This is a genomic window from Nocardia sp. NPDC057353, from assembly GCF_042667085.1.
In the GTDB taxonomy this organism is placed as follows: domain Bacteria; phylum Actinomycetota; class Actinomycetes; order Mycobacteriales; family Mycobacteriaceae; genus Nocardia.
This window is the reverse complement of the sequence record NZ_JBHVAK010000022.1, coordinates 68386-91606: the sequence shown is the minus strand read 5'-3', so window position 1 is coordinate 91606 and position 23221 is coordinate 68386. Positions and strand designations below refer to the sequence as shown.

At 71.2% G+C, this 23221-nt stretch carries 21 protein-coding genes and 2 pseudogenes; 12 read left to right on the top strand and 11 right to left on the bottom strand.

Annotation, left to right across the window (positions count from 1 at the left end; all coding sequences use genetic code 11):
• The first annotated feature begins 144 nt into the window (after positions 1 to 144).
• The 6 genes from ACFUUZ_RS14275 to argS all read left to right on the top strand — a co-directional run bounded on the left by ACFUUZ_RS14275 (position 145) and on the right by argS (position 7624).
• Entirely contained in the window at positions 145 to 1575 is a 1431-nt protein-coding gene (locus tag ACFUUZ_RS14275) for a helix-turn-helix domain-containing protein (RefSeq protein ID WP_378696068.1), read from the top strand.
• A gap of 18 nt (positions 1576 to 1593) precedes the next feature.
• Positions 1594 to 2700, top strand: coding sequence for a hypothetical protein (locus ACFUUZ_RS14270; RefSeq protein WP_378696066.1), 1107 nt, complete (start codon positions 1594 to 1596; stop codon positions 2698 to 2700).
• Positions 2701 to 2772: 72 nt separating this feature from the next.
• Entirely contained in the window at positions 2773 to 4263 is a 1491-nt protein-coding gene (locus ACFUUZ_RS14265) for a pyridoxal phosphate-dependent decarboxylase family protein (protein ID WP_378696064.1), read from the top strand.
• A complete protein-coding gene (locus ACFUUZ_RS14260; RefSeq protein WP_378696062.1) occupies positions 4260 to 5177 on the top strand; it encodes a methyltransferase domain-containing protein in 918 nt (305 codons plus the stop codon). Before ACFUUZ_RS14265 ends, ACFUUZ_RS14260 begins: the two co-directional genes overlap by 4 nt.
• On the top strand, positions 5174 to 5857 hold the full coding sequence (locus ACFUUZ_RS14255; RefSeq protein ID WP_378696060.1) for a hypothetical protein: 684 nt from the start codon (positions 5174 to 5176) through the stop codon (positions 5855 to 5857). Before ACFUUZ_RS14260 ends, ACFUUZ_RS14255 begins: the two co-directional genes overlap by 4 nt.
• A gap of 12 nt (positions 5858 to 5869) precedes the next feature.
• Positions 5870 to 7624 (top strand): arginine--tRNA ligase, encoded by a 1755-nt coding sequence (gene argS / locus ACFUUZ_RS14250; protein WP_378696059.1) that lies wholly within the window; start codon positions 5870 to 5872, stop codon positions 7622 to 7624.
• Positions 7625 to 7628: 4 nt separating this feature from the next.
• On the opposite strand, the gene ACFUUZ_RS14245 is transcribed toward argS, so the two are convergent.
• Genes ACFUUZ_RS14245 through ACFUUZ_RS14230 form a run of 4 tightly spaced genes read right to left on the bottom strand, consistent with a single transcriptional unit; the run spans position 7629 to position 11823 of the window.
• Positions 7629 to 8393, bottom strand: a complete 765-nt coding sequence (locus ACFUUZ_RS14245) for an enoyl-CoA hydratase/isomerase family protein (protein ID WP_378696057.1) — start codon at positions 8391 to 8393, stop codon at positions 7629 to 7631.
• Positions 8394 to 8395: 2 nt separating this feature from the next.
• The gene (locus tag ACFUUZ_RS14240; protein WP_378696055.1) at positions 8396 to 9484 is read right to left on the bottom strand and encodes an acyl-CoA dehydrogenase family protein; all 1089 of its coding nucleotides are present in this window, start codon (positions 9482 to 9484) and stop codon (positions 8396 to 8398) included.
• Positions 9471 to 10445, bottom strand: a complete 975-nt coding sequence (locus ACFUUZ_RS14235) for an acyl-CoA dehydrogenase family protein (protein WP_378696053.1) — start codon at positions 10443 to 10445, stop codon at positions 9471 to 9473. The genes ACFUUZ_RS14240 and ACFUUZ_RS14235 overlap by 14 nt, the downstream gene beginning before the upstream one ends.
• Positions 10423 to 11823 carry a class I adenylate-forming enzyme family protein gene (locus ACFUUZ_RS14230; protein WP_378696051.1) on the bottom strand — a complete coding sequence of 467 codons (1401 nt, stop codon included), beginning with the start codon at positions 11821 to 11823 and terminating at the stop codon, positions 10423 to 10425. Before ACFUUZ_RS14230 ends, ACFUUZ_RS14235 begins: the two co-directional genes overlap by 23 nt.
• Positions 11824 to 11899: 76 nt before the next feature.
• On the opposite strand from ACFUUZ_RS14230, the gene ACFUUZ_RS14225 reads away from it, so the two are divergent.
• Complete coding sequence (locus ACFUUZ_RS14225) at positions 11900 to 12202, top strand: 2Fe-2S iron-sulfur cluster-binding protein (protein ID WP_378696048.1); 303 nt, start codon at positions 11900 to 11902, stop codon at positions 12200 to 12202.
• A 53-nt stretch (positions 12203 to 12255) separates the two neighbouring features.
• On the opposite strand, the gene ACFUUZ_RS14220 is transcribed toward ACFUUZ_RS14225, so the two are convergent.
• Complete coding sequence (locus ACFUUZ_RS14220) at positions 12256 to 13212, bottom strand: LLM class F420-dependent oxidoreductase (RefSeq protein ID WP_378696046.1); 957 nt, start codon at positions 13210 to 13212, stop codon at positions 12256 to 12258.
• 106 nt (positions 13213 to 13318) lie between these two features.
• Here ACFUUZ_RS14220 and ACFUUZ_RS14215 point away from each other — a divergent pair, with 106 nt between their 5' ends.
• Both ACFUUZ_RS14215 and ACFUUZ_RS14210 read left to right on the top strand, forming a co-directional pair.
• A complete protein-coding gene (locus tag ACFUUZ_RS14215) occupies positions 13319 to 14152 on the top strand; it encodes an SDR family oxidoreductase (RefSeq protein ID WP_378696044.1) in 834 nt (277 codons plus the stop codon).
• 7 nt (positions 14153 to 14159) lie between these two features.
• Entirely contained in the window at positions 14160 to 15203 is a 1044-nt protein-coding gene (locus tag ACFUUZ_RS14210) for a dihydrodipicolinate reductase (RefSeq protein WP_378696042.1), read from the top strand.
• Between the two features lie 55 nt (positions 15204 to 15258).
• Here the strand turns inward: ACFUUZ_RS14210 and ACFUUZ_RS14205 are convergent, their stop codons facing one another.
• The 3 genes and pseudogenes from ACFUUZ_RS14205 to ACFUUZ_RS14195 form a co-directional block, all read right to left on the bottom strand.
• Positions 15259 to 16230 carry an NAD(P)/FAD-dependent oxidoreductase gene (locus ACFUUZ_RS14205; protein ID WP_378696040.1) on the bottom strand — a complete coding sequence of 324 codons (972 nt, stop codon included), beginning with the start codon at positions 16228 to 16230 and terminating at the stop codon, positions 15259 to 15261.
• Positions 16231 to 16306: 76 nt separating this feature from the next.
• Complete coding sequence (locus tag ACFUUZ_RS14200) at positions 16307 to 16843, bottom strand: TetR-like C-terminal domain-containing protein (RefSeq protein WP_378696084.1); 537 nt, start codon at positions 16841 to 16843, stop codon at positions 16307 to 16309.
• A gap of 3 nt (positions 16844 to 16846) precedes the next feature.
• Positions 16847 to 17005: pseudogene (locus ACFUUZ_RS14195) on the bottom strand (hypothetical protein); the annotation flags it as partial.
• Here ACFUUZ_RS14195 and ACFUUZ_RS14190 point away from each other — a divergent pair.
• Positions 16928 to 17800, top strand: a pseudogene (locus ACFUUZ_RS14190) (NAD-dependent epimerase/dehydratase family protein); the annotation flags it as partial. The pseudogenes ACFUUZ_RS14195 and ACFUUZ_RS14190 overlap by 78 nt on opposite strands.
• Before the next feature lie 40 nt (positions 17801 to 17840).
• Entirely contained in the window at positions 17841 to 18431 is a 591-nt protein-coding gene (locus tag ACFUUZ_RS14185; protein ID WP_378696038.1) for a helix-turn-helix domain-containing protein, read from the top strand.
• 171 nt (positions 18432 to 18602) lie between these two features.
• Here the strand turns inward: ACFUUZ_RS14185 and ACFUUZ_RS14180 are convergent, their stop codons facing one another.
• Genes ACFUUZ_RS14180 through ACFUUZ_RS14170 form a run of 3 tightly spaced genes read right to left on the bottom strand, consistent with a single transcriptional unit; the run spans position 18603 to position 21582 of the window.
• A complete protein-coding gene (locus ACFUUZ_RS14180; RefSeq protein WP_378696036.1) occupies positions 18603 to 19622 on the bottom strand; it encodes an alpha/beta hydrolase in 1020 nt (339 codons plus the stop codon).
• Positions 19619 to 20257, bottom strand: coding sequence for a TetR/AcrR family transcriptional regulator (locus tag ACFUUZ_RS14175; protein WP_378696034.1), 639 nt, complete (start codon positions 20255 to 20257; stop codon positions 19619 to 19621). The genes ACFUUZ_RS14180 and ACFUUZ_RS14175 overlap by 4 nt, the downstream gene beginning before the upstream one ends.
• The gene (locus ACFUUZ_RS14170) at positions 20254 to 21582 is read right to left on the bottom strand and encodes a flavin-containing monooxygenase (protein WP_378696032.1); all 1329 of its coding nucleotides are present in this window, start codon (positions 21580 to 21582) and stop codon (positions 20254 to 20256) included. The genes ACFUUZ_RS14175 and ACFUUZ_RS14170 overlap by 4 nt, the downstream gene beginning before the upstream one ends.
• Positions 21583 to 21754: 172 nt before the next feature.
• Between ACFUUZ_RS14170 and ACFUUZ_RS14165 the strand changes: the two genes are divergently transcribed.
• On the top strand, positions 21755 to 23212 hold the full coding sequence (locus ACFUUZ_RS14165) for a flavin-containing monooxygenase (protein ID WP_378696030.1): 1458 nt from the start codon (positions 21755 to 21757) through the stop codon (positions 23210 to 23212).
• The last annotated feature ends 9 nt before the right edge of the window (positions 23213 to 23221 follow it).

Here is a 23221-nt window from a genome sequence, read left to right as displayed (position 1 = left end):
CAGTCACCGCTCGCGGAGTGCGTCAGCGAATCCGCACGCCCGGCTCGAAAACCGTGACAGGCAGGAGCGCGTCTGCTCGAATGGTGTTCGACCGTGGTTCCGACGGTCGTGACCTGGCGGGGGCGGGGGCCGATCGTGAATGCGATGCAAGAAGCCGACTGGTTGCGGCGCGACGAAAGCACAGCGACGACGCGCTCGATCGGGCAGGTCGTGCGCGAATACCGGCTCGCGGCAGGCGCCAATCAGGGCACAGTGGCCGAGGCTCTCGGCCTGACCCAGCAATTTCTGAGCCAGATCGAGAAGGGCAGTCGGAAGGCGACGCTGGAGCATCGTCGTGGTTTTGCTCGGGTCCTCGGGATTCCGCCGGAAGAAGTCGGGCTCGCGCACCCGGCACGAGGGCAGGTGTTCACCGATGCCGACCCATCGGTTGCCGCGAGCCGAGGCCGATGGCGAGCGCAACGCCACTGGCTGAACAGCCACCGCAGCGAACTGGCCCGCATGGCGATCCGATACTACGACGTCGACTATCGCTTACCACGGACATCGCTCATCAGCGGGGAAGGATGGGTGCCCGCCGCCCCCATCGAACTGGACTCGATCCGGCTCCACCTCGACGAGCGGCCTCGGACCATCGAGGTAACCGGAGCCGAGCGGCAAACCCGGCCGGTCCGTCCACTCCGGCTCCGGGATATTCCCTTCGAGACCTACTCCACGGCGGTACGACATCTCGACCCACCGCGCCTCTTCGAGTCGAGACCGAGCTACCGCTATCTCGGCGGAACCATTTCCGACGGGTCCATGAACTTCGGGCTCGCCGCCTACTTCGACAAACTCGATGTCAGCGAGGCACTTGCCCATGAAACGGCGGCCGCCTGCCTGGCACACGCCGCCGCGAGTACAGTGCACCTTCCGAGCTCTCTTCCGTTCCGGGAGTTGATCGGTGACCCGTTCGATGCCGCGCGGCGAGCCATCATTCCAGCCATCACCACGCTGACGATCCGGCTCCGCCGATTCCCGGAATCGCCGACCTTCCTACTGCACTGGCGAGATCCTGATCGGGTCGCTACGGCAGCGGGCCTTTACGACGTGATCCCGGCGGGCGAGTTCCAACCTTCCGGCATAGCCCTGTGGGACCGTCGCAATGACTTCTCGCTCTGGCGCAATATCGTCCGCGAGTACTCCGAAGAACTGCTCGGCCACCCGGAACACGATGGGACTCGGAGCACACCGATCGATTACGCGAACTGGCCACTGTTCCAGAACCTGGGAGCTGCCCGCGACCGCGGGACGATGAGCGTCCACCTCCTCGGTTTCGGGCTCGACGCACTAACGCTGGCGGCCACCCTGCTCACCGTGGTCGTCATCGACAATGACGCCTTCGACGACATGTTCGGCGCAGCGGTGCGCTACAACGATGAGGGCGAGATCGTCGGCATCGGAGATGGCCGTGGCACCGACGGAGTGCCGTTCACACGCGAGGCTGTAACGCGAATGCTAGACACGGAGCCCATGGCCGCACCGGGAGCCGCATGTCTGGCGCTGGCATGGCAACATCGACACAGCTTGATCGGCTGAGATGAACCGGGAGGCCCGATGCCCACGCACTCGCGCACGTTCACCGGAAGCGAGCAGGCGTGGCTTCGATCCCGTACTTATCTGCGCGAACACCGGCTCGAACTCGATCGCGCCGCTGCAGCCCAGTTTCCGGATCTGCACCAGGTTGCGGGCTCTGCACTTCTCGCACGACGTGAATGGCTGCCGGACGGTCCGTTTCCTTTGCACGACATCTCGCTGCGGGGGTTGTTCGACGAACCCGAGATCCCCGACGCACTGCCTCGAAGCTCCGTTCTGCCGATCCGTGAGGACGGCTTGTCGTACGAGACCTATTCGGCGGCGATGCGGGAAATCGCAGCACCGGCGGTGTTCGAAGATCGTCCCACCTACCGGTTGCTGCGCGCCGAGCTGAAGAGCGGTGATCCGGTTCTCGAATTCGGGCTCGGACGCTACTTCGACAGTGTCGACGTAGGCGAAGCCGCTGCCCACGAATTCGCGACGGCCTATCGTGACGGAGTAGTCGAGCCCGGGGTGCGCACAGCGATCACCAATCCGTGCGAGCTACGGCAACGCCCTGCGAACCTCGCGATCAGCACCCTGACCATCCGACGTGATACCCGTACCGGCGAGCGCGAGTTCCTGCTGCACTGGCGCGATCCCCGCAAGACCGGCCATGCGGGCGGCTTGTACCAGGTCGTTCCCGTCGGCATCTTCCAGCCCTCCGGATACGCGACGTGGAACACCCACAACGACTTCTCGCTGTTACACAACATGACTCGAGAATTCGCGGAAGAACTCGGTGGCATCGACGAAGACCATGGCAGCGAGGCAGCCCCCATAGACTACGAGTCCTGGGACTTCGCGCGGCGAATTCGCCTGGCGATCGGCACTGGATCGATCGAAGCGTACTGCCTGGGGCTGGGTGTAGACCCCACGAGTTTCGCCACCGACCTGCTGACGGCGGTCGTCATCGATGGACCGGTCTTCGATGATCTGTTCGGCGACATACCGGCGGACAACGACGAAGGACGAGTGCTCGAATTGCAGCCCTTCACGGTGGAGCGAATTCGGCAGCTCCGCGCCGAACATCCGATACAGGCCGCAGGCGCGGCCGCCCTCGAACTGGCCATCACCGGCTTGCGTTGACCGAATACAGCGACCGGTTGTACAGCACCCGGTTGTTGGTGCCGCTGTCGGCTCCCGAGTCACGCTGATGAAGTGAATATCTCGGAGACGAGCGACCTGCTGCACAACGCTCTCGACCTCGGACTGGAGTTCAAGACGCGCTCGGCGATCTTCGGTCGGCGCGGTACCGCGGAAGAGATCCGCGACCTGCTGGTCACGGACCTTCCGATTCAACCGACCGATGCGGGAACGGTCCTCGACGACTTCCGCGAGCGAGTACTGCCGCTGTGCAAGAACGAAGCGTCGCCACGTTTCTTGGGATTCGGTGACACCGGCGATGATCCGCTCGCACTGGCGGGTAGTCTCCTGGCCACCCTGACCCAGCAGAACCTGATCAATCAGTCGTTCGACAGTCCGAGCGCGACCTTCATCGATATCGCGGTACTGCGCTGGTTGCGCGAACTCCTCGGGTACTCGAACCTCTCCGCCAGCGAGGTCAGGACGGTGTGGGATGTCGGCGGCATGATCACGCCGGGTGGAACGACCAGCAATACGGTTGCCATGATGCTGGCCCGCGAAGCCAAGGCGCCGGGGACCATGCAATCCGGTGTCACCGACCCCGGCCGCTTCGCGATCGTGGTTCCCGAAGGGATCGGGCACTACAGCGTGCGAGCAGCGCTGACCTGGATCGGCTGCGGTGCACAGATCATCGAAGTGCCGACCATGGGATTCCGCTACGACAGGATCGAACTGGCACGAGCGCTCCGACGTCACCACGATCGGGTGATGGCGGTGATCGCCTATGCCGGCGACAGCCGGACCCAGACGGTCGACTACCTGCGGGCGATCCATGACCTCGTCCGGGCGGTCGATCCGACGATCTGGCTGCACGCGGACGCGTGTTGGGGGCTGCTCGCGGCGTTCACACCGACCCTGCGGCGGAAGATCGACGGCATTGCGAATTTCGACAGCATCACCGTCGACCCACACAAGATTCTGGCCGTGCCCTACAGCTCGAGCGCCCTTCTGGTTCGCGACCCCGCCACTGTACGGAGCATTTCGACTTACTCCGATCTGATCATGCAGGAAGACTTCGCTTTCGGGCAGATCACTCCGTTCCTCGGAACCAGGGAGTGGACTTCATTGAAGCTCTGGATGATGTTGCGTGGTCGCGGTCGTAGCGGCCTGGCACAGCTCGCCGAGCGGCGCTGCGACGCCGCCCAGCGGTTCGCTGCACTGGTGGACGCTCACCCGCGGCTGGTCCGACTCAATGCACCGGACCTGGCAGCAGTCGTTTTCGCCTATCTGCCGATCGGCATCGAGGCCGAGCCGCCGGTAGACCGCTGCGCACTCGATCGCATCAACAATCTCAACCTGGCGATTCACGCGCGAATGCTGGCCGAGGGCACGTGGCATCTCCATCAGTTCACGATGCGCGACGACCTGGGCCGGTTACACGGCGGCGCGACCCTCCATCCACTGCGGTTCATGGCAGGAAATCTCGCCATCACCGAAACGCATATGCATGAGCTCCTGGAGTACCTGGAGATCCTCGCCTGCGACATCGAGGGGGACCGAACATGACGGATGCCGAATTTCGCGCGGTGTACGAAGCCACGGGCATGTACGACCGGCTGTTGCTGCCGCATTACTTCGGCGGCATCGAGGACGTCGACCTGATCGGCACCTGGCTGGACGAGCACTACGGCGCGCCGATCTCGGCACTGGAAGTCACCGAGTTCGGTTGCGGTACCGGCCGAATGACCGAAGCACTTGCACCCTTCGCTCGGAATCTGGTGCTCGTTGACGACAGCGAGGTGATGATCTCGGCGGTGTCCCGCAGATTCCCCGATGCGCGAACTCTGTGCGCGGATGCCGGAGATGCTACCCAGTCATTGCTGGCAGCAGGCCGAGCCCAGAGCTTCGACTTGGTGACCGCATTCTGGTCATTGAGCTACCCGATCGGTGCGTTCTTCGAAGAATTGACCGCCGCGGGGGTGCGCCCGCATCCGGACCAGGCGACAGCGCGTGACCGTGCGCACGCTTTCGTGGTGGACCTGCTACGGCTGGTGGCGCCGGGTGGGCATCTTCTCGCCATGCTGTTCGATGCCGAGAGCCCCGAGCAGCAGTTGGTGACCCGGGCTTGGGAGATAGTCGCCCCATTCCCGGACGGGGGACGTTCCTACACCCGCGACGTCCTGATCCACGCCCTTCGTTCCGCGGAGAGTCAGGGGGTGGGCACACTGACACACACACGACGCGGAGGAGTTGCGTGGGCGCCTTCCGCGCGTGCGGCCCTCGAGTGGTTCTTCGGGGTGCACTTCAAGCACCACCCGCGGCTACTCGCCGATACCGATCTCGCCGCCGCGGTGGCTGAGTTCGTCGAATGCAACACGATGCCGAACGGTGGAGTCGCACTTCCGAGTGGTGTCCACATGATCGATTTTCGGGTAGGTGCGCACCCGGCGACATCGGTTCCGAAGGGCCTACGCGCATGACACCCGAACTCTTCTGCGCCGCTGCCGAGGTGTGCCACACCTTCACACCCGCGGGAGGGTACGGGTTGGCCTACGGATCGCAGGCCGTAGAACCCGACTCCTCCCTTGCCGACCTCGACATCGTGCTGGTCGGAGAGAATCGGCCGGGCGCCGCTGAAATGAGCGATCTCGTCGCCGCCGTGTCCCGCATCCATGAGGACTTCGGTCTGCGAGTCGATACCGAGGTCGAGTACGAAACGAAGCTCTTCGCGACCTACGCCGACATCGATCACGCTGTCGGGCTGCGCTGCTTTCCGCGGTCCGCCGGGCGGCTTCGCCCCGGTCCGGTCATCACCGAGATAGATTGGCTCAACTCGTCCGACTTCGCTCAGCGCCTGGCACTTAACGCTCTCACCAGTGCGCATCTCTTTCTCGGCGGGAACGTACACCGCTATCGAGTTGATTCCGCGCGGGCGGAGCGGGCGTTGATACTGCTGGTCTCGTCGATGCTCGGAACCGAAGCCTTCGGGGTGTACGACGCGGTGCAGGCTCTCACCCACGGACCGGACGGTACCCAGGGCAAAGATTTTCTCGGATATCACCGGAACGCGCGCCTTTACGCGACGGTTCGAGCGGGGCTGGCCCGGCTGAGTCGTCCGGCGGATGGGACCTGTAACAATAGCGCCACCAACCCCTCCTGAAAGGAAGCACCGGTGAGCCCTGTCGGCATCACACCGCTCCTCGACCGTGTCACCTCCGCCGTGTCGGAGGCGATCGGGCGAGTCCGTCCGGATATGGCGGATGCGGACCCGGTGGTGCGACGATCCGATCGGGCCGACTTCCAGTCGAACGCCGCGCTTCCGCTGGCGAAGCGGGTCGGAGTGCCGCCGGTCGGCCTCGGCGGCGAACTCGCGCGGTGCCTCGATACCGAGGTGATCGCCGAAGTGGCGGTATCCGGGCCGGGGTTCTTGAACATCACCCTGACCGACCGGGCCGTCTGGGCGAGCGTCGCGGCGCGGCTGGGCGACGAGCGGCTCGGTGTTCCCGCCTCCGAGGCGCAGCAGCGGGTGGTCATCGACTACTCCGCGCCGAATGTGGCGAAGGAGATGCACGTCGGGCATCTGCGCACCACGATCATCGGGGACAGCCTCGCCCGGATCTTCGGCTTCCTCGGTGCCGACGTGGTTCGCGCGAACCACCTGGGCGACTGGGGCACGCAGTTCGGCATGCTCATCCAGTACATCGATGAACATCCCGAATCACACTGGCATACGGCTGAACTCGGCTCCGGTGACAGCGCGGTCTCGGCCCTGGACCGGTTGTACAAGGCCGCGCGGGCGCTCTTCGACGCGGACGCCGCGTTCGCGGACCGGGCGCGCACGCGCGTGGTCGCCCTGCAGGCGGGGGACCCCGCGACCATGGCGCGCTGGCGGGAGATCGTCGCCGAGTCGGAGCGGGCCTTCGGCGCGATCTACGACCGGCTCGGCGTGCTGCTCACCGCCGAGGACTACGTCGGCGAGTCGTTCTACAACGACCAGCTCGCCGACACCGTCACCGAACTCGTCGATAAGGGAGTCGCGGTCGACAGCGACGGCGCCGTTGTTGTGCTTTCCGAGCAGGTCACCGGCCCCGATGATCGACCGGCCGTGCTCATGGCGCGCAAGCGCGACGGTGGCTACGGCTACGACAGCACCGACCTGGCCACCATCAGGTACCGGCTCGCCGCGCTCGGCGCCGACCGGCTGCTCTACGTGACGGATTCGCGGCAGGCCCTGCATTTCCGACTGGTCTTCGAAGCCGCCCGGCGCGCCGGGTGGCTCACCGATGCGATCCGCGTCGACCACGTCGCCTACGGCACCATCCTCGGTCCGGACGGCAGACCGTTCAAGACCAGGGCGGGCGGCACCGTCCGGCTGCTCGGCCTCCTGGACGAGGCCGAGGCGCGGGTCCGCGCCATCGTCGCCGAGAAGAACCCCGAGCTGCCCGCGGCCGAGCTCGATGCCATCGCGCGGCAGGCCGGGATCGGCGCCGTGAAGTACGCCGACCTGTCCACCTCGCGGGTCAAGGACTACACGTTCGACCTCGAGCGGATGACCGCGCTGAACGGAAATACCGGCGTCTACCTGCAGTACGCGCACGCACGGGTGCGCGCCATCCTGCGCCGCACCGGAACGGCGGGCGAGGTCGACGAGCTCGCGCCCCTGGAACCGGCGGAGCGAGCGCTGGCACTCGCCCTCGACGGCTACGGGACGGTACTGGGCGAGGTCGCCGAGACGCTGGAGCCGCACCGCCTCGCGGGCTACCTCTACGACCTCGCGCGCACCTTCACCGGCTTCTACGACGCCTGCCCGGTCGCGACGGCCGACGAGCCCGTGCGCTCGAATCGAGTCGCGCTGTGCCTGCTGACAGCCCGAACCCTGGAGCTCGGGCTCGACCAGCTGGGAATCGCGGCGCCGCACCGCATGTGAGCCGCTATTTGCCTGCCGTGAGCTTCGCGATCGTCGCGTGGAAATCCGGGTGCTGGAACGACAGCTCCTCGGCGGCGTTCGCGTAGTCGAGCGTGGCCAGCACCGCGCGCTCGAGGTGCAGGTTCAACAGCCGCTTGGTGCTCTCGACCGCCTGCTGGGGCAGCTCGAGAATCCGCTTGGCGGCGGCGATCGCCTCGGTGAGCGGGTCGGCGACGACGTGGTTGACCAACCCCATCTCCCGGGCCCGCTCGGCGGTGATCTTGGCGCCGGTGAGCGCGTACTCCTTGGCGAGCAGCAGGCTGGTGTGCAGCGGCCAGGTGAGCGGGCCGCCGTCGGCGGCGACCAGGCCGACCTGGACGTGCGGGTCCTTCAGGTACGCGGTCTCGGCGATGTAGGCGACGTCGCTCAGCGCGACCAGGCTGCAGCCGAGCCCGACGGCGGGGCCGTTGACGGCGGCGACGAGCGGGAGCCGGAGCCGGGCCATGCCGAGCACGATCTCCCGGCCGTGCCGGATGGTCTTGGCGCGCAGCTTCGCGTCCTGGGCCAGCTCGGCGAGGTAGGCGAAGTCGCCACCGGCGGAGAAGGCCTTCCCGGCGCCGGTGAGGACGGCGGCCCTGGCCTCCGGGTCGTCGTTGAGCTGCGGCCAGAGCTCGGCGAGGCCGGTGTGCAGCGCGTCGTCCACGGCGTTCAGCGCGTCGGGGCGGTTCAGCGTGATGATCCGGAGCGGGCCTTCGGCGTCGACGCGGATCTCGGCGGGCAGGTCGTACATGATCAGGCTCCTAGGTCGAGGATGCGCTGGGCGATGATGTTCTTCTGGATCTGCGAGGTGCCGCCCATGACGCTCTGGGCGCGGCTGTAGAGGTAGTGGCCGAGCATCTCCTCGTCGCCGGTCCCGGCGACGGCGAGCGCGGCGTGCCCGACGGACTGCTCGACCCAGGTCATGAGCAGCTTGTCCAGCGAGCCGTCGGGGCCGTGGGTGACGCCGTCGAGCTGCTCGGAGAGCCTGCGGCGGACGTGCAGCCGGAGCATCTCGGTCTCGACCGCGGCCCAGGCCAGCTCCGCGGGCTGCGGGCCGGTGACCCGGGATTGCAGCTGCCGCACCGTCTTCGCGTAGCGCGCGGCGAAGCCGAGGGTGGAGGGCTCGCGTTCGTGGCCGACGACGGTCATGGCGAGTTTCCACCCGTCGCCGGGCGCGCCGACCATCTGCGCGGCGGGCACCCTGGCGCCGTCGAAGAGCACCTGCCCGAATTCCTTGGTGACGCCGCTGATCATGGTGAGCGGGCGCTGCTCGATCCCGGGCTGGTTCATCGGGACGATGAAGCCGGAGATGCCGCGGTGCCGCGGCGCGTCGGGGTCGGTGCGGGCGAGCAGCAGGCACCAGTCGGCGACGTCGGAGTAGCTGGTCCAGATCTTGTGGCCGTTGATGACGTAGTCGTCGCCGTCGCGCACCGCGGTGGTGCGCAGCGAGGCCAGGTCGGAGCCTGCCCCCGGTTCGCTGAAGCCCTGGCACCAGCGCTGTGAGCCGTCGATCATGCCGGGCAGGAAGCGCTGCTGCAGTTCGGGGCTCGCATGCCTGCCGAGCCCGACCACCAGGTAGCCGAGGCTGGGGCGGGCGGGGGCGCCCGCGGCGGCCAGCTCCTCGTCCAGGATCACGTCGTAGACCGGCGGCAGCGCGTGCCCGCCGAACTCGGCGGGCCAGGAGAGGCCGAAGAACCCGGCCTCGTAGAGCGCGCGGTGCCACTCGCCCGCGCGCGCCCAGTAGGCGTCGCCGGAGGTCGGGAACTCGCCCGCCACCCCCGCCAACCAGGTGCGCAGCCGGGCCCGGAACTCGGCCTCCGCGGGTGAGTCACGAAAGTCCATGGTCGATCTCCTCCAGACGGACGGCGAACAGTTCGGTCGCGGTGAGCACCCGGCGCAGGAACAGGTGCGCCAGGCACTCCCAGGTATTGCCGATGCCGCCGTGCACCTGGATCGAGGTCTCGCACACGGTGCGCGCGGCGCGCGCGGTGTAGACCTTGGCGATCCGGGCGGCGCGCAGCGCCTCGGCGGGCGGCAGCTCGTCGACGGCCCACGCGGCGTGCCTGAGCACGCTGATCGAGCCCTCGAGCAGCGCCCTGCTCTCCGCGAGCAGGTGCGCGACGGCCTGGTACGAGCCGATGGTGTGGCCGTACTGCTCGCGCACCCGCGCGTACTCGACGGCCAGGTCCTGGGCGCCGCGCGCCGCGCCGAGCAGGTCGGCGGTGGTGGTGGTGACCGCGAGCGCCCGCCACTGCGTGAGCTGGTCGGACGAGAAGTCGCCGAGAAGTTCGGTGCTGCCGCTGATCTCGGCGGAGCGCCGGGTGAGGTCGGCGCCGGGCACCCGCTCCCCCACCTCGGCGGCGAGCAGCTCCCGGCCGTCGATGAGCAGCACCCGCTGCCGCCCGGCGGAGCCCGCAGGCTGCTCGCCGCCGGCACCACCCGGAGCGGCGGCGCCGATCCCGCCGGACTGTTCGCCGTAGGTGGCGACGTCTATCGCGCGGCCGTCGACCCCGATGGTCGCGCCTGCGTCGGCCGGGCCGCGCAGGTCGTCGGCGAGCACCGGACCGAGGAAGGGCACGTCGACCAGGCCGCGCGCGAACTCCTCGGCGACCAGCGCCACCTCGACCCCGGAGGCGCCGTCGGAGCGCAGCGTGCGCCAGCCCGCGGTGCTCACCGCCTTCTCCAGCCGGGCCCGCCGGGCGGCATCGTCCAGCTCGGCCACCGATCCGGGGCCGAGGTCGTCGGCGAGCTTCGCCGCGGCGTCGCGCAGCTGGCGCTGCTCACTGGTCAGTCGGACGTCCATAGCGCTCCTCGAGGACTCGGCGCAGCACCTTGCCGGAGGGCAGGCGCGGGATCTCGGGCACGAACACGACCCGGCGGGGTCGCTTGTAGCCGGCCAGGTGGGTGCCGACCAGCGCGATCAGCTCGTCGGCGGGGACACCGTCGGCGTGCACGGCGGCCACGACGGCCTCGCCGTCGCGCTCGTCGGGGGTGCCGAAGACGGCGCAGTCGCGCACCAGCGGGTGCGCGTGCAGCACCGCCTCGATCTCGGCGGGCGCCACCTGGAAGCCGCGCACCTTGATCATCTCCTTGGCCCGGTCGGTGAGCCGGATCCAGCCGTCGGCGTCCACCCAGCCGACGTCGCCGGTGCGGTACCAGCCGTCGTCGAAGGCGGCCGCGGTCTCGGAGTCCGGCAGGTACCCGGCCATGACCGAGGCGGCGCGGCACTGGATCTCGCCCAGTTCGCCCGGCGGCAGCGGTTCGCCGCTGCCCAGCTCGGCCACCCGGATCTCGACGCCGGGGGCGGCGCGGCCGACGGTGTCCAGCCTGGCACCGGTCAGCGGGTTGCAGGCGATCACCGGCAGCTCGCTGGCGCCGTAGGCGGGCAGCCACGGCACGCCGGTGCGGGCGGTCACCCGCTCGGCGACGTCGGCGGTGACCGGGGTGGCGCCCCACATGATGTAGCGCAGCGAGCTCAGGTCGTAGCGCTCCAGCTCCGGGTGCGCGGCGATGGCGAGGGCGATCGGCGCGACCGCCATCTCGACCGTGATCCGCTCGGCGGCGATGGTGCCGAGCACGGTGTCCAGGTCGAAACGGCGGTGCAGCCGCATGCTCGCGCCCGCCGCGAGCACGGTGAGGATATTGAGCAGCCCGAGGATGTGCGAGGGCGGCGTGGCGATCTGCAGCCGGTCGGCGGCGGTCAGCCCGAGCACCTCGGTCCACTGCCGCACCGCGACCGCGAGCGAGCCGTGCGTGTGCCGCACCGCCTTCGGCAGCCCGGTGGTGCCCGAGCTGAAGACCAGCACCGCGTCGGCGTCCGGGGCGGGTGGGACATCCGTCGGCTCGGCCGGGGTGATCGGCTCGTCCAGGTGCCGCATGGGCAGCAGCCCGGCCAGCACCTCGGTGTCGCCGACGGCGTGCGCGGCCTCGGTGATCGCCAGCGCGTGCTCGACCTCGCCCGCCTTCCACGCCGGGCTGAGCAGCACGACGGCGGCGCGCAGCTGCCACACCGCCAGCACGGCGATCACGAACTCGGGGCGGTTGGCCGACATGAGCGCGACCCGGTCGCCCGCGCGCACCCCGCGCCCGGCCAGCTCGGCCGCGAGCCCCGCCGCGAGCGCGCTCAGCTCGGCCCCGGTGTAGCTGCGATCGTCGAAGCGGAGCGTCCCGTCAACCGCCATCTTGGAACTTCCCGTCGCATAGGTGAGAATGTAATTCTCTTTGCACTAGAATATACGTACCAGGAGGAGGCTGTTCATGGCGAGACCCAGTTCGTCCGGTCCGGTGGACGGCACCGTGACCGTGATCCTGAACGGTAAGAAGACGACGGTGCCGCGACGCGAGGGCGAGACCCTGTTGGAGACCGCGCGGCGCGCCGGGCTCGCCCCGCCGTTCTCCTGCGAGCAGGGCAACTGCGCCACCTGCATCGCCCTGGTCACCGACGGGCACGCGGTCATGCGGAACAACGAGGCGCTGGCCGACGACGAGATCGAGGAGGGGTACATCCTCACCTGCCAGGGCGTGCCGGACACAGCCGATATCACCGTCGACTACGAGTAGCGGCACCGGGCGCGGGCGGTCCGATGGCCGCCTGCGCCCGGTGCGCCTGCCAATCAGCGCAATTCGCGCGCGAGGACCGCGATTATCTCCCTGGTGCGCCGCTTCGAGGCGACCAGGGTCTCGCGATCGTCGCCGATCGGCAGCAGCCGGATCGAGAGGTCGGTGGCGCCCGCCTCGGCGTAGCGGCGCAACCCGGCGGCGATGGCCTCCTCGTCACCGGCGATGCAGAGATCCCCGATGTCGCGGGCGTCGCCCTGCTCCAGCAGCCGCTGGTAGTTCGGCGAGACCTCGGCCTCGCCGAGGATCCGGTTGGCCCGCGCCTTCGCCTCGTCCACCTCACCGGCGGCGCAGAGGCAGACCGGCAGCCCGGCCACGATCCGCGGCGCGGGCCTGCCCGCCTCCGCGGCCGCCTTGCTGATCTTCGGCAGCACGTGCTGCTCGATCGCGCGCTCGTCGGCCATCCACAGCACGGTGCCGTCGGTCCGCTCGCCCGCGATCCGCAGCATGACCGGGCCGAGCGCGGCGATCAGCACCGGAACCGGCGCCACCGGGCCGAGGTCGAGCGGGTTGTGCACGGTGAAGGTGTCGTTCTCCACGTCCACCGAGCCGGTGCCGCGCAGCGCGGCGTTCAGCACGTCGAGGTAGTCGCGGGAGTAGGCGGCGGGCTTCTCGTAGGGCAGCCCGAGCATGTCCTGCACGATCCAGTGGTGCGAGGGCCCAACGCCCAGCGCCAGCCGCCCGCCGGCCGCGGCGTGCGCGGAGAGCGCCTGCCTGGCCAGCGCGATCGGGTGCTGCGCCTGCAGCGGAACCACCGCGGTGCCCAACTCGATCCGCGAGGTCTTCAGCCCCATGGCCGCGATGGTGATGAGCGCGTCGAAATCGGTGGGGATCTGCGGAATCCAGGCGGTGTCCATCCCCGCCGATTCCGCCCACTCGATATCGCGCAGCATGCGCTCCAACTTCCGGCCGGAATCGCCCTTCTCCGGACCGATCATCACGCCGATGCGCACGGTGCCTCCCACCGGGTCGTGGACCAACTTTGCACGTGGTTGTTCATTGGCGGATATGCTACTTGCACAAAATGAGAATGCCAATACCGCTCGCGCGAGGAGAACCATGCCCGACCAGGACCGTCCGCTGCTCGACCGCACCGTGGTGATCTCCGGCGCCAGCCGGGGAATCGGCCTCGCCATCGCCGTCGCCGCCGCCGAGCAGGGCGCGAACGTGGTGCTGCTGGCCAAGACCGCGGACCCGCACCCGCGGCTGCCCGGCACCGTGCACACCGCCGCCGCCGAGGTGGAGGCGGCGGGCGGCAAGGCCGCGGCGGTCGTCGGCGACGTGCGCCGGGAGGAGGATGTCGCGCGGGTGGTCGCGACCGCCGTCGAGCGCTTCGGCGGCATCGACATCTGCGTCAACAACGCCTCCGCCATCGCCACCGAGCCGACGCACGAGCTGAGCCCCAAGCGTTTCGACCTCATGCAGGACATCAACCTGCGCGGCACCTTCCTGCTCACCGCCGCCGCCCTGCCGCACCTGCGCACCTCGCCCAACCCGCACGTGCTCACCATCGCGCCGCCGGTGAACCTGAACCCGCGCTGGCTCGGCGCGCACCCGGCCTACACGCTCTCCAAGTACGGCATGACGCTGCTCTCCCAGGGGTGGGCGGCCGAGTACGCCGACGCGGGCATCGCCTTCAACTGCCTGTGGCCGCAGACCTACATCGCCACCTCCGCGGTGGCGGCGCTGCCGGACGCGGAGAATCAGCTCGCCGCGGCGCGCAGTCCGCGGATCATGGCGGACGCCGCGGTCGCCATCGTGACGCAGCCCGCGAAGCAGGTCACCGGCAACTGCTTCCTGGACGCCGACGCGGTCGCGGTCTACGCCGGAATCGACGACCTGACCCGCTACGGCGGCGGGGACACCCCGACGCCGGATCTCTTCCTGGACTGAGGTTCCCATGACGCATCCCCCTACCCCGCTGCGTGTCGTGCAGTGGGCGACCGGCACCATCGGCGGCTACGCGCTGCGGTCGGTGCACGCGCACCCCGGGCTGGAACTGGCCGGGGTGCGGGTGCACTCGCCTGCGAAGGTCGGCCGGGACGCGGGCGAGATCGCGGGCACCGCGCCGATCGGCGTCGCGGCGATCGGCACCCTGGACGAGGTGCTGGCCCTGCGCCCGGACTGCGTGCTCTACATGCCGCTCGCCTTCGACGCCGACGAGGTCTGCGCGCTGCTCGCGGCGGGGAGCAATGTGGTGACGACCTGCGGGCTCTTCCACCACCCTGCGAGCACCGAGCCCGCGCTGCGCGAGCGGGTCGCGGCGGCCTGCGCGGCGGGGGGGAGCACGCTGCACAGCACCGGGAGCAGCCCGGGGTTCATCACCGAGGCGGTGCCGCTGGTGCTGACCTCGCTCCAGCGCGAGCTGACCGGGCTGGTCATCGACGAGTACGCCGACCTCTCCCGGCGGGACTCGCCCGAGCTGCTCTTCGACGTCATGGGGTTCGGGCGGGAGCGGACGGCGGTGAACGAGTTCCTCGCCCCGCACATGGCGGGCAGCTTCGGGCCGTCGCTGCGGTTGCTCGGCGATGCCGTCGGGCTGCCGCTCGACGACGTTGTGGCGCACGCGGAGCTGGCCACCGCGCGCGGCGAGGTGCGGATCGCGGCGGGCACCATTCCCGCCGGGACCGTTGCGGCGCAGCGCATCACGGTGTCGGGAATGCGCGGCGGCGCGGAGCTGGTCGGCTTCCGCGCCACCTGGTACTGCACCCGCGACCTGGCGACCGATTGGCGGCTCGGGGACACCGGCTGGCACGTCTCGGTGCGCGGCGACGCGCCGATGGAGGTCGATATCCGGTTCGCGGTGCCGCTGGAGCGGATGGCGGCGGTCTCGCCCGCCTTCACCGCCAACCGGGCGGTGAACGTCGTTGCCGCGGTGTGCGCGGCCGAGCCGGGGATCCGCAGCAGCGTGGAGCTGCCGCAGATCATCCCCCGGCTGGGCTGAGGTCGATCGCGGCCGGGTCGGCGGCACCGGGCCGAATCCACCTCCCGGAGGGCCGCTACCGCGCGGCGGCCGCGGCCTCGGCGCGGTGCAGCTCCACGGCGGCCTGCGTTTCCGCCATGACCAGGTCGGCGTTGATCTGGGCGCCTGCCATGGCCCCGGCCGCCGCGGCGGCACCGACCTGCGCGGAGAGGTCGGTGACGTTGCCCGCCACCCAGACACCGGGCACCTCGGTACGGCCGAAGGCGTCGGCGGGCACGGTCTCGCCCAGGCCGGACGGGTGCTCGACCGGCACCAGACCGAGCCCGGCGAGCAGCCCGCCGCGCGCCACCATGCGCGGCCCGACCACGATCGCCTCGCGCGCCAGCACGGTGCCGTCACCGAGCCGGACTCCGGTGATCCGATCGTCGGTGACCACCACCTCCGCCACGGTCCCCGACACCAGCGCGATCCCCCGCGCGGCCAACTGCTCGGCCTGCTCGGCGCCGGGCGGCGCGGTGTGCGCGAAGACCGTCACGTCGGCGCTCAACTGCCGGAAGAGCAGCGCCTGGTGCACCGCGTTCGGCCCGGTCGCGATGATGCCGATCGCCTTGTCGCGCACCTCCCAGCCGTGACAGTAGGGGCAGTGCAGCACATCCCGCCCCCAGCGCTCGCGCACGCCGGGAATCTCCGGCAGCTCGTCCACCAGCCCGGTGGTGACCAGCAGCCGGCGCGCCGCGGTCACCCGCCCGTCCGCGAGCTCGACGGTGAACCCCGACTCGTCGCGCGCCACCGCCCGCACCTCGCCAGGCACGACCTGCCCGCCGTACCCGCGCACCTCGTCCCGCCCGCGCGCCACCAGCTCGGCGGGCGGCATGCCGTCCCTCGCCAGCAACCCGTGCACCCCGTCCGCCGGGGCATTGCGCGGCGCCCCCGCGTCGACCACCAGCACCGAGCGCCGCGAGCGCGCCAGCATGAGCGCCCCGTTCAGCCCGGCGGCGCCACCGCCGATCACCACCGCGTCGTAGCCGTCCAGAATCTCCTCGGTCACCCTGACCACCTCCTCGGGTTCCGAGGGTGCCCGCAGTCCGGCGGATCCGGCAAGGAAGTTTGCCGTGGCGGCAAAATCAGCGCGGCAGCCCGACCAGGTCGGCGGCCAGCTCGGCATGCCGGTCGAAGTACTCCGCCCGCGCCAGGACCAGGTCGTTCAGCCGGCCGAAGACCTCGAACCCGACCGCGCCGAACAGCTGCGTCCAGGCCAGCATGACCAGCTCCAGCTGCTCCTCCGGCATCCCCTCCGGCTGCTGCTCGATCAGCGCGCGCAGATCCGCGCGCACGGCGCCGGGCAGCGGCGCGCCGCCTGCGGGCGGTGTGCCGTGCGCGCGCACGATGCCCGCCAGCTGCAGCAGCACCGCGGCGGCGGGCTCGACGGTCTCCGGCGGCGCGGTGTAGCCGGGCACCGGTGTGCCGTAGAGCAGCCCGAACTCGGCCGGGTGCGCCAGCGCCCACGCGCGCACCGCGCGCCAGACGGCGAGCCACTGCGCACGGGGCCGGTCGGCGGGAACGGCGGCGGCGGCATCGCGCAGATCGCGGTACGCGTCCACGATCAGCGCGGTGAGCAGGGCATCGCGGCTGGGGAAGTAGCGGTAGAGCGCTGAGGCCACGATCCCCAGGTCCCTGGCGACCGCGCGCAGCGAGAGGTTCGCGCCGTCTTCGGCCAGGCGGCGCCGCGCGGCGGACCCGTCGGGTCCGCGACCGCCCTGCTGCTCGCCGAGCGGGGGATGCGGGTCCGGCTGCTCAGCCGCGCGGGCAGCGGCCCCGCGCACCCGGCGATCGAGCGGGTCGCCGCGGATGCCGCCGACCCGGAGGCGCTGATCCGGCACAGCACCGGCGCCGCCGCGCTCTACTGCTGCGCGGGCCCGGCCTACCACCGCTGGGCCGCCGAGTGGCCGCAGCTCGGCGCGGCCTTCGTCCGGGCGGCCGAGGCCACCGGCGCGGTCTACGCGGCGACCGGCAACCTCTACGGCTACGGCCCGGTCGACGGCGCCATGACCGAGGAGCTGCCGCTGCGCGCGACCACCCGCAAGGGGCGGGTGCGGGCCCGGCTGTGGGAGTCGGCGCTGGCCGCGCACCGGGCCGGGCGGATCCGGGCCGTCGAGGTGCGCGGCTCCGACTACCTCGGCGCGGGCGCGGTCACCCCGTTCGGGGTGCTGGTGCTGCCGAAGGTGCTGGCCGGGCGCCCGGCAGCGGTCCCCGCCGACCTGGACGCGCCGCACAGCTGGACCTTCGTCGGCGACGTCGCGACCATGCTGGTCGCGGTCGCCGCCGACCCCGCGTGCTGGGGCAGGCCGTGGCACGTCCCCACCCCGCCGCCGGTCTCGATCCGGGCGCTGGCCGGGCGCGCCGCCGAGCTGGCGGGCGCACCGCCCGCGCGGCTGCGGCCCATGCCCGCGACGGCCCTGCGGCTGGCCGGGCTCTTCGACCCGGGCGCGCGCGAGATGGTGGAGCTGCAGTACCAGTTCCGCCGCCCGTTCGTGCTCGACTCCACCGCCGCGATCGCCGCGCTCGGGCTCACCCCGACGCCCACCGACGCCGCCCTCCGCGCGACCATCGCGGGGTAGGTTCCGGCAACTCCGTTTGCCGCGGTGGCAACATGGAGTGATGGACGACGACCTCGACCGCGCGCTGGACGCGGTCGGCCCGCGGCTGCGGGCGCTGCGCAAGCAGCGCGAGACCACGCTGGCGTCGCTCGCCGAGGCCACCGGGATCTCGGTGAGCACGCTCTCCCGGCTGGAGTCCGGCAGCCGGAAGCCGACGCTGGAGCTGCTGCTCCCGCTGGCCAGGGCGCACGGGGTCACGCTGGACGAACTGGTCGACGCCCCGCCGACCGGTGACCCGCGGGTGCACCTGCGCCCGGTGCACACCCGCGGCATGACCTTCCTGCCGCTCACCCGGCGGCCCGGCGGGATCCAGGCGTACAAGCTGGTGATCCCGGCGGGCGACAGCAGGCGCGAGCCGACCCAGCAGACGCACGAGGGGTACGAGTGGGTCTACGTGCTCAACGGCAGGTTGCGGCTCGTGCTCGGCGAGCACGACCTGGTGCTCACCCCGGGTGAGGCGGCCGAGTTCGACTGCCGGGTGCCGCACTGGTTCGGCTCCGCGGACGCCGAATCGGTGGAGTTCCTCAGCCTCTTCGGCAAGCAGGGCGAGCGCGCCCACCTGCGCGCCCGCCCGCGCGCGGAATCGGGCTGAGGCCGGCTGCCGCTGCCCGCGCGCCCGACCGCGCGTCGAACCGAGCCAAGGCGGGCCGTTGCTCGCGCACCTGGCCGCGCCCGCCGGATTCCGCGCCCGCCGGATTCCGCGCCCGACGGACTCCGCAGACGGCGGACTCCCGACGGCGACGAGTTCCCGCCGGCGACGCGCTCAGCCCAGGTGCCTGCGCAGGAAGTGCAACTGGTGCTCGATCGCGGCCGGGTGGAAGTCGCCGCCGGGCCAGACGTCGAAGTGGTCACCCGGGTAGTGGCGCACCTCGGCGCGGGCGGCGAAGGCGGCCTTGGCGGCGGCGTGCGGCGGGGCGGCGCGGTCGAAGTCGGCGATCTGCACCAGGACCGGGACGGTGATGTCGGCGGCGCGGCGGGCCGGGCGGTACGCGGGGAGCGTCAGGAGCACGGCGGGGTCGATGCCGTTCTCCCAGGTCGGGCCGCTCAGCGCGCGGTACGAGCGCTCGTAGCCGTCCAGCGAGAGCGCCGCGCCGCTGCCGGGCGCGCCGACCAGCGGGATCAGCCCCCGCTCGCCGCGCAGCCGGGCGATTCCGGCGCGCACGCCCCCCGCGGCGCCCCGCAGCGAGGCGAGCGGGCCGCCGTGCCGCACGGCGTGCCGCACCGCGGCGCGGCCGTCGACCAGCGGGGTCAGCGAGACCACCGCCGCCACCCGCGGCTCGACGCCACCGCTCCGCGGCACCGCCGCACCCGCGTGCCGCGCGGCATCCGGCCGGAGCCCGGGCGCGGCGCCCGGGGCTACGCTCGCCTGCGCGGCGGCCCCGTACTCCGCGGCGAGGGCGAGCACATGCCCGCCGGACATCGAAACCCCCCACAGCACGACCCGTTCCGGATCGACCCCGGGCAACCCGGCGGCCGCCGAGACGGCCGCGCGGTAGTCCGCGATCTGGTCGCGCATCCGCAGCCGCTGGCGCGGCTCCCCCGCACTCGCCCCGAAACCACGGAAGTCGAAGGCGAGCGCGTCGATCCCGGCCCCGGCGAGCGCGGCGGCGAAGGCGGCGAGTCCGGAGTCCTTGGTCCCCCCGAACCCGTGCGCGAGCACCGCGACCGGCCGCCCCGCCGGACCGGCGAAGTCATCGGCGGTGGCCGTGAAATGCCAGGCATCGCAGCGGGTCCCGGCCGAGTCGAAGGTGAGCGCGGTGGCGCCCGCGGGCAGTGTGGTCATGACGTTCCCCGATCGACCGGCACCCGGCCGTAGACGGTGCGCAGCCACACGGTGACCACGGCGTTGACGTAGTTCTCCCGGTCCAGCCCGGTACCGAGCGTGAGCCGTTCCAGCAGCCGCTCGTTGAGCAGCAGCAGCACATCGGCGAGCGCGGTGGCGTCGGCGCCGTCCGGGGCCCGGCCCGCGGCGCGCTCGTCGTCGATCATGGCGGCGATGGCGGGGATGAAGGCCTGCCGGTCGTCCTCCCACATCCGGCGCACCTCGGGCGAGGCGTTGCGCGCCTCCAGCGCTGCCCGGAACAGGTGCCGGTGCCGCTCGGAGAACTCCACCAGGCTGCGCGCGGTGTGCTCGATCCGCGCCGCCGGGTCGCCGGGGCCGACCAGCACGTCGGTGACGGCGAAGACGGCGTCGTACATCTCCTCCAGCGTCGCGGCCACCGCGGCGGCCTTGTTCTCGAAGTAGAAGTAGAAGGCCGAGCGGGTGAGCCCGGCGCGCTTGGCGATCTCGGCGATGGTGATCGGGTCCAGGTTGCCGCCGCTGTCCTTCAGCAGCTCGGCCAGCGCCGCGAGCAGCGCCGAGCGCCGCAGGTCACCACGGTGCGGGGCCCTGCGGTCGGTGCGGGCGCGGGCGTTCACCTGGCAGGCACCCGCCCGGCGCGCCGATACCCGGCGGGCAGCTCGCGCACCCGCAGGTCGTGCTCGTAGAGCCAGTAGTCGAGCTGCTGGGTATGCCGCGCGGTGTTCATCATGTGCCCGATGAACTTCTGCTCGTCCTCGGCGATCACCCGCTCCATCTCCGCATCCGACGGCGGGCGGTAGTGCCCGGCCGCGAAGGCCGCGACCAGCCGCGCCTGGCATTCCACGAACGGGAAGAGCGTGGGGAACGGCTGCGCGAAGCCGACGAAGGCCAGGTCGTCCAGCCCCGGCTTGAAGATCCGCTTGTAGAGCTGGATCTTGTTTCCCGGCGCGCTGAGGAACTCCGGGTCGAAGAAGGGGAAGGTGATGTTGTAGCCGGTGCAGTAGATGATGACGTCGAAGTCCTTCGCCTGCCCGTCCTCGAAGTGCACGGTTCGCCCGTCCAGCTTGGCGACATTGCCGACCGCGGTCACGTCGCCGCTGCCGAGCCGCAGCGGCAGCTCGACCGACTGGGTGGGGTGCGCCTCCATGAATTTGTGGTTCGGCGCGGGCAGCCCGTAGTTCACCGGGTTGCCGGAGATGACCGGGGTGAAGAGCTGCGCCAGCTTGCGCTGCCAGCGCAGCGGCACGTACGGCACGGTGCGGTAGTAGCGGTCGGCGGGGGTGCCCGCCAGGTACTTGGGCACCACCCAGGCGCCGGAGCGGGTGGAGAGCCAGACCTCGTTGTCCATGCTGCGCGAGGAGAGCTCGACGGTGATGTCGGCGGCGCTGTTGCCGATGCCGACGATCAGGATGCGCTTGCCGTACAGGTCGAGCGGGGTGCGCGGGTCGACGTAGGCGTGCGAGTGGAAGGAATCGCCGGTGAACTCGCCGGGGAAGTCGGGGAAGCGCGGGTCCCAGTGGTGTCCGTTGGCCACCACGAGCAGGTCGAAGCGGCGCTGCTCGCCGCGCTGGGTGGCGATGCGCCAGCCGCCGTCCGGCAGCCGCTCGGCGTGCGCGACGCCGTTGCCGAACTCGATCCGGCGCTTCAGCTCGAAGGCGGCGGCGTACCCCTCCAGGTACTCCTTGATCTGGCTGTGGTGCGGGAAGTCCGGGTAGGTCTCCGGCATCGGGTAGTCGCGGAAGGAGAGCTGGTACTTCGAGGTGTCGATGTGCAGCGAGCGGTAGGCGGCGCTGTGCCCGTTCGGGTTGCCGAAGGCCCAGTTGCCGCCGATCCGGTCGGACGACTCGAAGCAGGTGTACGGAATCCCGTAGTCGCCGAGCATCTTCCCGGTGGTCAGACCGCTGATTCCGGCGCCGATCACGGCGACCGTCGGATGGGACATCGGACCTCCTGGCAGTGCACCGCCGTCCGGATCGTGACGGCGATCACACGCACTCTAAGCCTGCTTTCGACGCGCGTCAACAAAAATCCACGCTTGTTTCTGGAACAGGTTGCAGCTACGGTCTTCGGAGGCCGTGGCCGATCCCCCGACCCCGGTTTCCAGGGGAGAAGACATGCGCGGCAGTCATTTTCGGTCGGTCCGGGTGGCCGTCGTCGGCGCCGGGTTCGGCGGGATCTGCGCGGCGCTGCGGCTGCGCGCGGCCGGGCACCGGGCGGTGACGGTCTTCGACGCCCGCTCGGGCGTCGGCGGCACCTGGGCGGCGAACCGCTACCCCGGCGTCGCCTGTGACGCGCCCTCGCACATGTACAGCTACTCGTTCGTCGAGCCGCCCGCCTGGTCGCGCCGGTTCGCTCCCGGCGCGGAGATTTGCGGCTACCTCGAGCGCTGCGCCGCCGGGCTCGCCGTGCGCACCGGCACCGCGGTCACCGCCGCGCGGTGGACCGGCGCGGACTGGCTGCTGACGCTCGGCGACGGCACCGCGGAGCGGTTCGACGTGCTGGTCGCGGCCACCGGGCAGCTCGCGGTGCCCGCCGTGCCGCCGCTGCCCGGGCTCGCCGAGTTCGCAGGCACCGTGCTGCACACCGCGGAGTGGCCGGAGGATTTCGACCCGGGGGGCCATCGGATCGCGGTGGTCGGCACCGGGGCGAGCGCGGTGCAGCTGGTCCCGAGGCTGGCCGGGCGGGCGCAGGGGCTCACCGTCTTCCAGCGCAGCGCGCCCTACGTGCTGCCGAAACCCGATGTGCCGTACGGGGTGCGGGCGCTGCACCGGCGCTTCCCCGCCGTCCGCAAGCTGACCCGGGCCGCGTTCTGGACCGGGCTGGAGCTGCTCACCCTCGGCTTCTGGCGCTGGCCCGCGCTGCTCCGGCCGCTGGAGCGGGCGCACGCGAAGGCGCTGCGGCGCAGCGTCGCCGATCCGGCGCTGCGGGCCGCGCTGACGCCGAAGGACCGGGCCGGGTGCAAGCGCATCCTGATGGCGAGCGGGTACCACGCCGCGTTCGATCGCCGGGACGTCGCGCTGGTCACCGAGCCGATCACCGCGGTCGAGCTCGGCGCGGTGCACACCGCCGCCGGGCGGTACCAGGCCGACACCCTGGTCTTCGCCACCGGGTTCGACACCGGCGGCTTCGCCACCACGCTGGAGATCAGGGGTCGCGGCGGCGCCACCCTGGCCGAGCGGTGGGCGGGCGGCGCCCGCGCGCACCTCGGGCTCACCGTGCCCGGGTTCCCGAATCTGTTCCTGGTCTACGGGCCGAACACCAATCTCGGCTCCGGCTCCATCGTCTTCATGCTGGAGACCCAGGCCGCGCACATCGCGGCCGCCGTCACCCGGCTCGCCGCCGCGCCCGCGGGCTCCGCGCTCGAGGTGACCGCGGCGGCCTTCGCCCGCTGGTCCCGGCTACTCGACCGCCGGTTCGCCCGGCCGCTGGCTTGGAACTCCGGCTGTCGCAGCTGGTATCGGGACGCCGCGGGCCGCGATACCCACAACTGGCCGGGCGCGCTGCTGGAGTACCGGTTGCGCGCGGCCCGCCCGCGCCGACGCGACTACCACCTGTCGCCGCCGATCGGCTGATCCACCCGG